We start from the raw sequence: 13,534 nt of genomic DNA, 5'->3' as shown, positions 1-13,534 counted from the left end.
CGTCACGTCCCGCGGAGGCTGTCCGCCATCGCGGCCGCCGACGCCCGTGCGTGTACGGCGAGTTCACGGACCATGCGTCCCACTCGCTCCTCCAGCGTCCCGTCCGAGCGCGGATCGCCGGGAGCCAGTGGTTCGCCTGCGGCGACCACTGCCGTCGGCACGGTGGTCGCGTAAAGGGCGCGGCAGAAGTGGTCCATCGCGCTGATGGCGTTGGCACCGCCTATGGCATTGCCGCCGACGGCCATCAGTCCGGCGACCTTCCCGGTGAGCCAGGGCCGCTCGTCGCCCGCAAGTGCCTGGAGGTGGTCGACGGCGTTCTTCATGGCCCCGGTGAGTGTGCCGTGGTAGACGGGGCTACAGAAGACGATCGCGTCCGCCTCCCGGACCGCAGCCAGCAGATCCGCCACCACCGGAGGCGGATCGACCAGCAGGGACTCGCGGAAGACCGGCACGTCATGGCGGCCGAGGGAGAACAGTTCGGCCCTCATCCCCGCTTCGCGCGCGACGCCGAGCGTCCTGCTCAGCAGCATCTCCGCCCCGGAGCCCTCGCGGGTGCTGCCGCCGAGGCCGAGTACGGCCAGCCGGCGGTCCATCAGCGCACCGGTCCGTAGAAGAGTTCGGTGCCGGTCCAGGTCGTACCCCGCACCGGCTTCGACGGGCCAGGGTCTTGGCCGGTGCGGGTGTTCGAGGGGGGAATCTCCACGGACGAACAGCAAGGGACTTCCGGGCTCGCGCTCCGGTGGACCACCACTTCGTCCGCTCCCGCGTGAAGCGGTTCGTACGGGACGAACCGTCGCCGGCTTTCCTCAGATGACACAAAGTCCTCCGTCCTGAGTCGTCCAACGGACACCCGCTTCCGTCAAGCAGCGTACGAAGCATCGATCAGTAATTCATCAACAGCCGATCAGCGGTCCCGAGAAAGCCGAAAGCTTCCTTTCCTCTCCGCCCTCCCTTTTACTCTCCCTTTGAAGCAATGCCGCCGTACGTACAGGGCAGCGGCTACACACGTTTTTCTCACGGACGTCGGGCCGACATGGTGACCCGACGTTTTCTGCTGCCTCGTCCAGCTCCATGACGTCGAAAGGAGTTGCGCTCATGCTCGCCGCTTATCGGACATTCTTCGCCCAGTCCCGGGTGCCGTCCCTGTTCGCCGCCAATTTCCTCGGCCGAGTGCCGAACGGGATGGCTCCGCTGGGTATCACCCTCTTCCTGAGGTCGCATCACCACGGATTCGGCTTCATCGGACTGGTGGTGGCCGTCTTCCAACTCTCCCTCGCCGTCGGCGGGCCGCTGCTGGGCCGGGCCGTCGACCGGTTCGGGCAGGTGCCGGTGCTGTGCGCGGGCGCGTTGGGCTCCGGCACCGGGTATGCCCTGCTCGTCGGCGTGGGCGCCGAGAACCGCCAGGGCGCGCTCGCGGCCGTAGCGCTCGCGGGAGTGCTGGCACCGCCACTGGAACCGTGCCTGCGCAGTCTGTGGCCCAAGGTGCTGAGCGGTCCCGAAATGATCGCCACCGCCTACGCGCTCGACGCGGCCCTACAGGAGATCATCTTCATCGCGGGTCCCCTGCTGATCGTGCTGGTGGGCGAACTGGCGGGCCGGGGCGTGGCGTTGCTGCTGACAGCGGTGCTCATGCTCACCGGAACCGCGACGTACGCCCTGCCCCACCAGGTGGTGCGCAACTGGCGCGGGCGACCTCAACAGCCCGACTGGGCAGGTCCGTTGAGGTCGAACGTGCTGCGGCGCTTCGTACTGGCCATGGTCGGGGTCGGGGTCGGACTCGGAGCGATGAACATCGGCATGGTCGCCTACGAAGAGCACGTCGGGCGGCCGGGGCTGTCCGGCATCCTTCTGGGCACCTTCGCCGGCGGGTCGATGGTGGGCGGCCTGTGCTACGGCCTGCTGCGCTGGCGGATTCCCCCGACGCGGCGGCTGCCCTGGCTGATGTCCGGCGGCACGTTGGGCTTCGCCCTCCTCATCAGCATCCCCCACCCGGTCATGGCGCTGGTACTGACGGCCTGGGCCGGGCTGTTCCTGTCGCCCATCATGGCGTGCGGCTTCACCGTGATAAGCGACTGCGTGCCGAGCGGCACGGCCACGGAGGCGTTCGCCTGGATGGCCACCGCCGTCACGGCAGGCAACGCCCTGGGCGCCTACTTGGCCGGCTGGGCCGTACAACAGGGCGGTCTGCGCGCCTGCTTCGGCCTTCCCGTGCTGGCGGGACTCACCGCCGCGCTCATCGCGCTGACCTTGGGCCGAGCAGCGCGCCGGGGTTCTCTCGCGGAGGTACCCGCGGTGCAGGAAGCACTGCGTTGACGCTTGCCGGGGCGCCGCGCCCGTACGGTCGGCGCCCCGGCGACTCGGTTCCGTCCAGGGGACGTCGACCGGGTCGTACGGTCAGGAGACGGTGCGTACCAGGGTGACGTGGTCGATGCGTTCACCGTTCTCCGCCAGTGCCGAGACCACGAGTTCCGCCTCGCCCCCGGTGGGTGCCGGACGGCTCTCCACCGCCAGGAAGCAATAGCCGGAGTAGCGCACGCGTGACCACTCCACCGTTTCGTCCACCTTGGAGTCCTCACTCACCCAGCAGTAGGTGTCGATGCTGTCCACGTCATGGACGTGTCCCTCGTAGCTTTCGGGTGCCGTGAAGGTGTAGATGCCGGCGCCCGCACCGCCCGCGGTGACGTACACGATGCCGTCCCGCTCGGGGCTGACGGTGGAGCCGACAGGGGCAGGCCGCGAGACCGCGCCCCGCCTGATGGCGTCGGTGCGCTCGTACACGTGATTGTGTCCGTTGATGACCAGGTCCACCTCGTGCCGTTCGAACAGGGGGACCCACTCGTCGCGGATGCCGGCGTCGGAGGCGTGCGCGGTCGTGCAGTAGGCGCAGTAGTGGAAGAAGGCGACGACGAAGTCCACTTCGGGACGGGCGCGCAAGGACCTCAACCGCCGGTCCAGCCAGGCGGTCTGGCTTCCGCCGCTGAGGCCGCGGTTGGCGGGGATCTCCACGCCGACGTCGTTGGCGTCCAGCGCGACGACGCCGACGTTGCCGTACACGAAGGAGTAGCAGCCGGGAGTGTCGGCGCCGCGCGCGCCGTTGTCGGGCATGCTGAAGCGCGCTTCGTGGCCGCCGTATCCGTTGGGTGAGTACCAGGCCTCCATATCGTGGTTCCCCATGGTGACCATCCAGGGCACTCGGGAGGCGACGCTCTCGGTCTGTGCCAGGAACTGATCCCACACACGGGCGTCGTACGTGTCCTCCGTGCTGCCGGACCCGGAGGTGTCGGCGTAGCAGATGTCACCGGCGTGCAGGTGGAAGGCCGGGTTCTGGGCGAGGATGAGGCTGTCGTTGGCCAGTGCGTGATAGCTGACGCCCTGGTCCCCGAAGGCGGTGAAGACGAACCTCTCCCGGCGTCCGTCCGGGGGCGCCGTGGTGAAGGAGCCGATGGTGGCGAAGGCGCGGGGCGAGGCGGGGTCGAAGCCGTCGTGGCCGACGCCGTAGTAGTACGTGGTGCCGGGACGCAGCCCGTCCAGCGCCGCGTGCAGGTAGTACTGGTCCACGGCCGGCGCCTTCGAGGTCAGTACGGGGGTGTGGAGAACGCGGACCTCGGCCTCGATCTTGCGGCTCAGTTCCCATGGTTCGGTGCCGACGCGGATGTACGGACGTTTCACGGCAAGCGGTACCTGCCAGGAGATCCGCATCTGGGTGCGGGCGTCGGAACCGAAGGCGAGGTGGCGGCCGAAGGGGGCGACCAGTGCGCCGTCCACGGTCGGGGAGTACAGCAGCGGCATGGCGGCGGCCCGCCGCCCGTGTGCGGCGGCGGGCGCCAGGCCGAGCCCCGGTCCGGCCAGGGCGCCGGCCACCGCCGCACCCCCGCGGACCAGGCTGCGGCGGGTCAGTTTCGTGCGGAGGTACTCGTGCTGTTCGGCCATGGTCATGCCTGCGGCGAGCCGATCCTCGATGCCATTGCGTGGTGTTTTCATCCGGGGAAACTCCCACGAGCCCCGCCGCAGGGTAAACAGATCTTGAACACATCACGAACGGAGAATGAACATGAGGCGTCTGATAGGCATGGCCAGGTACGATACGCCAACCCGTTTGCCGGTCAGCCCAGTTGTGGCCGTCCTGGCGTGTCCAGCCAGGTGCTGAAGAGGTCGTCCAGCCGCTGTCCCGAGATCTTCTCGGCCAGCGACACGAACTGTGCGGTGTTCGCGTTTCCGTAACGGTGTGTCAGGTACCAGGTGCGCAGCAGGGCGAAGAAGGCGTGGTCCCCGATCCGTTCGCGCAGGACCTGCAACGTCATCGCACCGCGATGGTAGACGGGCGAGCTGAAGAGGGTGTCGCGCTGGGGGTCGGTGACCTTGGTCTGCCAGAAGGCCGAGTCGGCGGGGCGGGAGTTGTAGTCGGCCAGGAAGGACTCGTGCGCCGAGGCGGTTCCCTGGTGCTCGGCCCAGAGCCAGGTCGCGTAGGTCGCGAAGCCCTCGTTGAGCCAGATGTCCTTCCACTGCTTGACCGAGACCGCGTCGCCGAACCACTGGTGGGCCAGTTCGTGCACAACAGTCGTGTCGTAGAGCTCGTGCGAGTAGGCGGGCTTCGTCTGGAGTTCCAGGGAGAAGCTGACCTGTGGCACGTTGTCGACGATGGCTCCCGTCTCCTCGAACGGGTAGGGGCCGAAGAGCGAGGTCCAGTAGTCCGTGACGGCTGCGGTGAGCCCGTACACGTCCACGCCGTTGGTGTTGGGCAGGGACGGGTCGATGGCCACGTATTCGGGGATGCCCCCCGGTGTGCGGCCGGTGCGGACGTCGAAGTTGCCAATGGCCGCGGTGGCGAGGTAGGTCGCCATGGGCTTGGACTCACGCCAGTGCGTGGTCGTGGTGGCGCCGTGTCGGGTGGTGGACACCAGTCGGCCGTTGGACACGGCGGTCAGAGCCTTCGGAGCGGTGATCCGCAGGTCGAACGTCGCCTTGTCCGAGGGGTGGTCACTGCCGGGGAACCAGGTGGACGCGGAGTCGGGCTCGCCCGCCACCAGAACGCCGTCCGAGGTTCTGAGCCAGCCGTAGTCGGAGCCGCTCAGAATCGGGCCCGTCCGCGGCTGCGGGACGCCGCCGTACACGACGGCAACGGTGAAGTCGTGCCCGGCGCGCAGCGGTTGCGCCGGGGTCACGACGAGTTCATCGCCGTTTCGGGTGAACCCGGCACGATGGTCGGAGACCGTGACGGACGTGACGTCGAGTTGCTGGAGGTCCAAGTCGAAGGCGGACAGGTCCTGTTCAGCGCGGGCGGTGACGGTGGCACGGCCGTCGAGACGGCCGCTGGAAGGGTTGAAGGAGATGTCCAGCCCGTAGTGGGCGACGTCGTACCCGCCGTTGCCCAGCCCCGGGAAGTAGGGGTCGCCGACGCCCGGAGCACCAGGGGTCGGGGCCGAGGCCGGCGCGGCCGAGATCAGGCAGGTCGTCACGACGGCAACGGCCAGTGAAGTCAGATGCCGCGACGCCGTCCTTGTCCTCCGGGAACGGGTGACGCGGGTGATCACACCTGGTGCAGGCATGAGTCTTCCTTTCATTGAGGGGTCAACCGCTGTGTCCGCTCGTCGGCGACAGCAGGAAACGGTCGTCAGCGGTCCGTGACCGGACGTCCGGCGGTGACGAGAACGGAGTTGGAGTACCGGACGTCCTCGGTCACCTCGGTGCCGAACCAGGCCGGCGGGCGAAACCGTCGCGCCTCGTCCTCCGTGCTGAACTCGACCTCCACCATGACCAGTCCGGCCAACTGCGCGGCGAACTCGTCGACACAGGCGGTCCGTCCGTCGGACAGAGGGACGAGGCGACGGGTCTTGGTGACCCGCGCTCCCTCGGTCGCGGGCCACAGTAGGTCGAAATCGTCCGTGCTGATATCGATCTCGAATTCCTGCCTCGTGAGTCCGCGCCCCTTCTTGACCGTGAGCGTGTGGGCACCCCCACTCTTCCTGATCCGTACGTGCGCACCGTCCGCCCGCACCAGATATCCCTGTTCGACCGGGATCGCCGGTACGTCCGTGAAGGGTCCGTCGGCCGGTGCTGTGAACTTCCGCTCTATCTCGGTGGGCACGAGGCTCGGATCCTTTCGCTTGCCCAGGCCGTATCGCCCGGCGGCGTGCCAATGATCGGCTTCGGCTCCGACCCCCGCCAGATACACCAAAGTGCCGCCTCTTTCAGGGGTAGCCGATCGAGCACCTCCAACGGTCCGACCCATGGCGCACTTGTTGACGATTCACGCCGGGGTTGATGATTTCGCTACCTGGCCGGAATCTCCGGGGCTCTGCGGCAATCGAATGCGCGTCCGCGAACGAACGACCCCTCATGGATGGGTCTGCGACAGGAGAAGGTGCGATGGGTATGCGAGCCACCTCAGAAAAAGATCTCGACGGACTGGGGCCGCGCGGACTGGAGAACCTGCTCAAGGCATTGCCGCAGGCCGTCGACGACCGGCAAAAGGACGAGAACCTCGACCTCGTCCGCCGCCTCGGCGCTCCGTCGTACATGGGTGATCTACTGTCCGGCTACCTCGACGACGACGAGTCGCTGAAACAGATCGCGGCACGCTCCTACCGGCACGTCAATCACTTCGACAAGATCGTCCTCGTCGACTCGGGAATTCCCGGCGGATATCGGCTCACTCTGCACGCGTGGCGCCCTCCCTATACGGAGGAGGAACTGCGCGGCGAGCTGATACACGACCACCGTTTCAGCTTCTGGTCGACGATTCTGACGGGTCGCCTGGTGTCGCAGAACTTCTCACGCCGGCCCGACGGCACGGAGCACGCCGCTTCGGTCGGCGGTGCGGTGACACACATGCGGCAGTACCGATACAGCCCGGAGAAGGCAGGTGTCTCCACGCAGGCCAATTTCTATCGGTTCGTCGACGAGGCGGCGCTGGAAATGACCGGCGAGTCCGTGGAGGAGCAGGGCAACGCCTATCACCTGCGGTATCACCGAATCCACCGGGTGGTGCTGCCCACGGAATCGATGACGTGCACGCTCGTGCTGCGCGGGCCGCGCGAGCGGGAATTCTCCAATGTCTACAACACGGCTTATCCGTCGACCGACACCCAGTCCGCGAACGTGATGTTCACGCCCGACGAACTGGCGGACAAGCTGCGCGCCATCCGCCAGGCCCTGTACGTCCGCGCCGGTGCCCGGCCTTCCTGACGGTACGCACGGCTCGCCCGAGCCTCCCCGGGTGGGCCTGCGTGCCGTCGAGACGATGACCGACGACTGGCTGACCCTTGCCAAGTACCACCTCGATATAGCAGGTTCGGACGGCGAACCACGGCAACTGACCAGGCTGAGCGCTCATCGCGGCGACCGGGCGGGAGTCCTGCTGTGCTCCCGACGTCGCGGCACGGTCGTACTCACCAGTCAGTTCCGGCTTCCCGTACTGCTGCACGGCCGTCCTGACGGCCAACTCCTGGAGGTCCCAGGGGGCTTGCTGGACGGCCAGGGCGCGGCCGAAGCCGTGCGGCGCGAGGCCGAGGAGGAGACCGGCTTCCGTGTTGGTGCGCTGAGGCCTGTCTTCCGCGTCTACCTGGCACCCCAACTCAGCAAAGAACGCACGCACTTGTACGTCGCCGGCTACGACCCGGGCGACCGGGTCGGCCCCGGGGGCGGAGTGGCGGCCGAGGGAGAGGACCTTCGCGTGATCGAGGTCGCACTGGAGCACGCACTCGAACTCGTGCAGCGGGAGGAGACAGCGGACGCCAAGACGCTGCTCCTGCTGCTGCACGCGCAGGCACAGCGGCTGTGCGACTGACAGGCAGGCCTTTCACGCGGTGGTCGCGACAGACACGTCGGGACATGGACTCGGCACACGTGAGAACAGGTGGACATGACACACCCTTCCCCCCACACACCGGCAGCGTCGCCCGCGTCATCTCCCAGAGTCGACTGGCACCACGACGCAGGCGTCCTGCACGTCCGTTGTGCGCGGAGCACCGGGCAGCCTGAGGAGTACGACGACCTCCTCACCACAATCGAGGTGAACACCGACGTCCGGGACTGGGTGACCGACGTCGTCATCAAGGACCTGCCTCCGTCCGCCGCAGGGCGGCTCGTCGGATACGCCCTCGCGCCCGTCGACGAGTTCTCGCCCACGGCCGGCATCTCCCTCGACCCTGACGCCGGGTGGCTCTGGCTCCACCTGCGCGAAGACCGGCACGGGCAACGGCAGAACCGCCGCGCCCACGTCCGGTTCTCCTACAGCCATGAAGAACTGACCGCCGTGGACGTTGATCTCCCCGTCCGCCCGACTCCTGACGCAGGAGAAGTGCCAGGGACCGCAAAGGAGCCCACCCGGTGACGCCTCTCCTCATCGTCTCCGACCTCGACGGCACCCTGCTCGACTCGCGTGGCCGCGTCTCGGCCCGCACCCGGGCGGCCGTCTCCGCCGTGCGCGCGGCGGGCCACATCTTCATCATCGCCACCGGACGGCCGGTGCGCGATGTGTGGCGGATCGCCCAGACCCTGGGCTCCGCGGACATCGCCGTGTGCGGTGACGGTTCGATCTGCTACGACTTCATACACGAGACCGTCGTCGACTACCGTCCCATCGCGAGCGGTGACGTGCGCGCCGCGGTGGCGGCGCTCAGGGATGGCCTGCCCGGCCACCGGCTGGGCGCCGAGCGCGAATTGGAACTGCTGCTGGAGGACGACTTCGTCCTGGCGCCCGAACTGTGTGTGGGTGCCCGGCGCGCCGTGTCCCTCCTGGACGAACTCGACGGACGCGGCTTCGCCAAGCTGATCGTCCAGGCCGACGGCAGCGCACTGGAGTACTGCCCCACCGTGGCAGAGATCCTTCCGCGCGCATGCGCCGTGACGGTGTCCACACCCGCCTTCTGCCAGGTGAACCGGGCCGGTGTCACGAAGGCCACTGCACTGCGCCGGCTCGCGCGACGGCTCGGTGTGGCGGCGCGAGACACCATCGCCTTCGGTGACATGCCCAACGACCTGTCCATGCTCGCCTGGGCCGGACGGTCCGTGGCAGTGGCCAACGCGCATCCGGACGTGCTCGCGATGGCGCACGAGACGACCGCTTCCCACGACGAGGACGGCGTGGCCCGCTTTCTCGAACAGCTCGTCGGACACCGGCCCGGCGTATCCCCACCGCGAGCCGCGGCAACCGAACAGACCCTGGAGGACCAAGCCCGATGAACGTCGCACTCATCGGTACCCGGCGAGCGGCGACGCACGCCCACTGGCTCGCGGCGGCCCCCGGCCTCACCCTCGTCGGCGTCGCCTACGACACGGATGAGCAGGCCGCCGTCCGGTTGGCCTCCGACCATCCCGGTGCCGAAGTCACCGCGGACGCGCTTTCCCTGGTCAAGCGGGAGGACGTCGACATGGTCGTGGTGGCCACGCCGCCCCGCGCCCATGAAGAGGTCGTCGCCCTGGCACTGCACCGGGACCTACGGGTGGTCTGCGAGACACCGCTCGCCGCCGACCGGACCACGGCGCTGCGACTGTCCGAGCTGGCAAAGCTCCGCGGCGCCCGCGCCTACGCCTCGTTCCCGTGGCGGCACAACGACGCACTGCGCGAGGCCCGGTCCTGGATCCTGCGCGCGGACATCGGCGAGATCCTCGCCGTGGACATGGCGCTCCATGACGACTCCCATCTCGGTCCCGGCACCCGCTGGTCGTGGCGGCAGCGCCTCGGCGAGGGCGGTGCTCTCATGGAGCTGGCCCCTCACCTCTTCGATCTGCTGCGCTGGATGACAGGGGTGTCCGCATGGGACGTCAGTTCGGCCTGGACGCACAGGTTGTCGGACATACGGCACGGCCCGCACGGTCGGAGCGTCGTCGAGGTGGACGATATGGCACAGGTGGAACTGACGGCGTTCGGCCGGGCGACGCGCGTCCGGGTGATGGCATCCCGGGTCTGTCCCGAACGCTCCCTTCAACTGGTCTTCACCGGCGGCAAGGGAATCCTGCGGGTCACGGCCGACCCCACCGACGGATCGGCGACACTGACGTTGAAGACCGGATCGAGGTCGGTGCAGCGGCTGGCAGCGCCCGACAGGATGAACCCCTACACAGGGCTCGACGACGATGACCGCAGCAACACCAGAGCGACGTTCGACGACGGGCTCCTGGCCCTGCGCACGGCTCATGCCGCTCTCGCGGTGGCCACGCTCCGGAACGAGGCGTGAGCGTGCCGGCCACGACCAGCGCCACCGCCCACCTGCTGTGCGCGCTGGCAGCGCTCCTGATCGCGGCGCACACCGTCGGCTGGATCTTCGCGCGCCTACGGCAGCCCCAGGTGATCGGAGAGATCCTCGGTGGCGTGCTCCTCGGCCCGATGGCCCTGGGCCTGGCAGCACCCGACGCGCAGCGCTGGCTGCTGCCCACGCGCGGACCGGTCGCCGACACACTGGGCGGTCTCTCCACCCTCGGCCTGCTGCTCCTCGTCCATTTCACCGGGACGGATCTCCGCCGCACGGACGGCGGCAGCGAACGGCGCACGGTCACCATGGTCACCGTCACCGGTCTGGCCCTGCCTTTCGCCGTCGGGCTGGGCATGGCGCACATGGCCGACCTGGCGGGTCTGTCCGGCCCCAACGGCTCCCCCGCCACCCTGACGCTGGTCTTCGGGATGGCGATCGCGGTCACCAGCGTGCCCGTGATCTCCCGCATCATGCTCGACCTGGGCATCCTCGGTTCACTGTTCGCCCGGATCGTGCTGGCGGTCGCCATCGCCGAGGACGTCGTCCTGTACACCGTGCTGGCCGTCGTCCTCGGTTTCGCGCAGTCCGACGGCTCCGGCGTCCCGGTGTGGCGACTGGTCGGCGACGGGACGGCACCACCCGCTGTGACCTACGCGTACTACGCCGTCGTTCCCGTGGTCTTCCTCGCCGTCGTGTGCCGGTGGGGTCCTGGGCTGTACTCCCGTCTGGCGGCCGCCCGCGCGAACCCCGTCGCACGACGCAGCTCTCCGGCCCACCGGCTGGTGTTCGTCCTGGTCCTGTGCTCCGTGTGCTGCGGGCTCGGCATCGATCCGGTCTTCGGTGCCCTGGCATCAGGAATGTGCGTCTCGCGGGCGAACATCCCGGTCCCCCATGGGGACATCACTCCCGGTGCGGCGTCCACCGCGGCCACGGACGAGCAGGAGGCGACGGACACACTGCGCTCCTTCGCGCTGGCGGTGTTCGTTCCGCTCTACTTCGCCCGGGTGGGCCTCCAGCTCGACCTGTCCCACCACTTCGACGCGCTGTTCTTCTGCTGGTTCCTGGCCCTGGCATGCGTGGCGAAGTCCTTCAGTGTGTGGCTGGGCGCACGCCTGGCAGGTGAACGGCAGGCCACAGCCGTGAACCTGGCCGTGGTGATGAACGCACGCGGGGGGCCCGGCATCGTCCTGGCCTCGGTCACCTATGCCGCCGGCGTCATCGACCAGAACTTCTTCACCGTACTCGTCCTGCTGTCCGTCATCACCTCCTATGTGGCGGGCCAGTGGCTGGGCCGGGCAGTGGCCCGCGGCCTGGAACTGACCGACAGGGACGCGCAAGACCCGTCCACAGCCCAGCAGTTGACGCCGGACGACGCATCGCACCCCGGTCACCGGCCGACGACGGCCCCCCATCCGAAGGAGCACCAGCCGTGATCGATCCGAAAATGCCCGAGGACAAGGCCGTCTACCAGCGCTCCGGAGACTTCGTCGTCTTCAACCAGCTCGCGGTGAAGATCGAGATGGACTCCGTCTCCAACGACGACTACTACGGCTGGCTCGACGACATGACGGCGAGGATCGGCGACCTGGTCCCCGGAGCGCGGATCGCGGAGAAGGCCGAGGCGCGCACCGCTCCCCCGCTCAATACCGCCATCTACTACGACACCGAGGACTTCCGGATCCTGCGCACCGGCGCTCTGCTGCGAACGTCCTGCAACAAGATCACCCACGCGTTCTGCGCCTTCAAGGCCGCGCAGGACGATCACAACGTCAGGCGTGACCACCGCTATGTCTTCGACGGCGAGGAGAAGGTCACCATCCAGGCGGCGCCGGACTCCCCCGAGGCGGTGGCGATCGTACGGCGGCTGCTCGCCCGCACCGACATCGACCATCCCGGACTGTTCCTGGAGCGGGAGTACGGCATCCCACGCAACGAACTGGTGCCGACCGTGCGTCTGGACGACTACCGGTACACGTTCTTCGTCTGGCTCGACCAGCAGGACGCCCTGCGGTGCAGCATCGACCGTGCGTTCGTCACGAATCTGCGGCTGCCGTCCGAGGAGCGTGATCGCCGGCCCGTCAGCGAGGTGGAGTTGGCGATCTACCCGCGGATCAGCGAGGAGATCGCTCAAGACCCCCGTGTGGTTCAGCTGATCAAGGTGCTCTCCACCGAATTGTGTGACCGTTTCGACACGCGGATCACGTCGGACATCAAGTACCAGCGCGCGGGGACCGCGTTGGGGATGGGCGGCCGTTGACAGTGGCGGGAACCAGCCGGACCGGCGGCCGGGCGCTGCGGATCTATCTCGTCCGCCATGGCCAGTCCGAGTGGCAGCTGGCCCCGGGAGCCGATCTGGACATGCCCCTCAGCCCGCTCGGACAGGAGCAGTCTCAGCGCTTGGCGGACTGGTGCGCCCGCGGTGAACTGCTCGACGCCTCAAGCCGGTTCGACGTCGGACCGATACTGGTCAGTCCCCTGAAGCGGGCCCGGCAGACGGCCGATCACCTTGTCCGGGACCTGGGTCTGCCCGTGGACACACTGCCGGCACTCGCCGAGGCTCCGTTCCGCGTGGCCGACGAACTGCCACGGACCACAGGTCCGTTGACCCTGCCCACCGGCGAGTCGTCCGAAAGATACCGGTCGTTTCAGCAGCAGGTGGGCGACGCACTGACCGAGCTGGTGCGGTTGGCCACGGAAAGTCACCGACCGGTCCTCGCCGTCACCCATGGTGGCGTCATCAAGACCGCCCTCAGAACCATCGCCGGAAGCGACGCCTTCAGCGCCACGCTCTACAACTGCGGTATCACGGCCGTCGATTGGAGGGACGGCCGATGGCACGTGGTGCACGTAAACCTCTGGGACCATCTGCCGCCCCGCATGCGCACGCTGTGAAGCCGATCAGTCGTTCGGCAACGGACGCAAGACGCTCTCTCGCCACCTGTGCTTCGTCTCCGCACGGTTCGCATCGCGATGCGACGATCCCCGAGCCGTGCCCACTCCATCCCGCACGGCCGGGGCCCCCTCGCCTCCTTCCAGACGAGTCGGCATCGACCCAATCCGCGAATCCCGCCCTGGCCACGGGTGCCGGTCACAGCCACTCGTCGGCAGTCGGCTCCACGGCCGGTCCTTGCGCACCAGGTCCGCGCCTCCAGGCTGCAACGCGGATACGAGCCCGCGGAACTGACGCGTACTCAGCCCGGTGAACAGGGCTCCAGGAGGCCTCCGACGCGGTGATCGCACCGGGCTGGAAACGGCGGAAACAGCCGTCCTCATCCGACGGAACCGAACCATCGGCACCAGGCGTCTGACGCCTCGGCGAACCGATCGACCATGGATCACCG

At 68.3% G+C, this 13,534-nt stretch carries 13 protein-coding genes; 9 read left to right on the top strand and 4 right to left on the bottom strand.

Annotated elements, in window-relative coordinates; genetic code table 11:
• Positions 1-2: 2 nt before the first annotated feature.
• Positions 3-593, bottom strand: a complete 591-nt coding sequence (locus tag OG226_RS48425) for an NADPH-dependent FMN reductase (protein WP_328685897.1) — start codon at positions 591-593, stop codon at positions 3-5.
• A gap of 502 nt (positions 594-1,095) precedes the next feature.
• Here OG226_RS48425 and OG226_RS48420 point away from each other — a divergent pair.
• Positions 1,096-2,313 carry an MFS transporter gene (locus OG226_RS48420; protein WP_328685896.1) on the top strand — a complete coding sequence of 406 codons (1,218 nt, stop codon included), beginning with the start codon at positions 1,096-1,098 and terminating at the stop codon, positions 2,311-2,313.
• A gap of 81 nt (positions 2,314-2,394) precedes the next feature.
• On the opposite strand, the gene OG226_RS48415 is transcribed toward OG226_RS48420, so the two are convergent.
• From OG226_RS48415 to OG226_RS48405, 3 genes are all read right to left on the bottom strand, one after another.
• Complete coding sequence (locus tag OG226_RS48415) at positions 2,395-3,981, bottom strand: purple acid phosphatase family protein (protein WP_328685895.1); 1,587 nt, start codon at positions 3,979-3,981, stop codon at positions 2,395-2,397.
• 122 nt (positions 3,982-4,103) lie between these two features.
• Positions 4,104-5,546: a M1 family metallopeptidase gene (locus OG226_RS48410; protein ID WP_329352819.1), complete on the bottom strand. Its 1,443-nt coding sequence runs from the start codon at positions 5,544-5,546 to the stop codon at positions 4,104-4,106.
• A gap of 65 nt (positions 5,547-5,611) precedes the next feature.
• A complete protein-coding gene (locus tag OG226_RS48405; protein WP_328685893.1) occupies positions 5,612-6,085 on the bottom strand; it encodes a CYTH domain-containing protein in 474 nt (157 codons plus the stop codon).
• Between the two features lie 281 nt (positions 6,086-6,366).
• Between OG226_RS48405 and OG226_RS48400 the strand changes: the two genes are divergently transcribed.
• The 8 genes from OG226_RS48400 to OG226_RS48365 all read left to right on the top strand — a co-directional run bounded on the left by OG226_RS48400 (position 6,367) and on the right by OG226_RS48365 (position 13,085).
• Positions 6,367-7,185 (top strand): hypothetical protein, encoded by an 819-nt coding sequence (locus OG226_RS48400; RefSeq protein ID WP_329352818.1) that lies wholly within the window; start codon positions 6,367-6,369, stop codon positions 7,183-7,185.
• A 31-nt stretch (positions 7,186-7,216) separates the two neighbouring features.
• Positions 7,217-7,786 carry an NUDIX domain-containing protein gene (locus OG226_RS48395; RefSeq protein WP_329352817.1) on the top strand — a complete coding sequence of 190 codons (570 nt, stop codon included), beginning with the start codon at positions 7,217-7,219 and terminating at the stop codon, positions 7,784-7,786.
• Positions 7,787-7,861: 75 nt separating this feature from the next.
• Positions 7,862-8,332, top strand: coding sequence for a hypothetical protein (locus OG226_RS48390; RefSeq protein WP_329352816.1), 471 nt, complete (start codon positions 7,862-7,864; stop codon positions 8,330-8,332).
• Complete coding sequence (locus OG226_RS48385; RefSeq protein ID WP_329352815.1) at positions 8,329-9,183, top strand: HAD family hydrolase; 855 nt, start codon at positions 8,329-8,331, stop codon at positions 9,181-9,183. The genes OG226_RS48390 and OG226_RS48385 overlap by 4 nt, the downstream gene beginning before the upstream one ends.
• The gene (locus OG226_RS48380; protein ID WP_329352814.1) at positions 9,180-10,178 is read left to right on the top strand and encodes a Gfo/Idh/MocA family protein; all 999 of its coding nucleotides are present in this window, start codon (positions 9,180-9,182) and stop codon (positions 10,176-10,178) included. Before OG226_RS48385 ends, OG226_RS48380 begins: the two co-directional genes overlap by 4 nt.
• On the top strand, positions 10,175-11,626 hold the full coding sequence (locus tag OG226_RS48375) for a cation:proton antiporter (protein WP_329352813.1): 1,452 nt from the start codon (positions 10,175-10,177) through the stop codon (positions 11,624-11,626). The genes OG226_RS48380 and OG226_RS48375 overlap by 4 nt, the downstream gene beginning before the upstream one ends.
• Positions 11,623-12,450, top strand: a complete 828-nt coding sequence (locus OG226_RS48370; RefSeq protein ID WP_329352812.1) for a hypothetical protein — start codon at positions 11,623-11,625, stop codon at positions 12,448-12,450. The genes OG226_RS48375 and OG226_RS48370 overlap by 4 nt, the downstream gene beginning before the upstream one ends.
• Before the next feature lie 2 nt (positions 12,451-12,452).
• Positions 12,453-13,085, top strand: a complete 633-nt coding sequence (locus OG226_RS48365) for a histidine phosphatase family protein (RefSeq protein WP_329353727.1) — start codon at positions 12,453-12,455, stop codon at positions 13,083-13,085.
• Positions 13,086-13,534: the final 449 nt, after the last annotated feature.

The sequence above is a fragment of the Streptomyces sp. NBC_01261 genome, from assembly GCF_036226385.1.
Classification (GTDB): Bacteria; Actinomycetota; Actinomycetes; order Streptomycetales; family Streptomycetaceae; genus Streptomyces.
The sequence above is the reverse complement of the archived record's forward strand: the minus strand, read 5'-3'. Positions and strand labels throughout refer to the sequence as shown.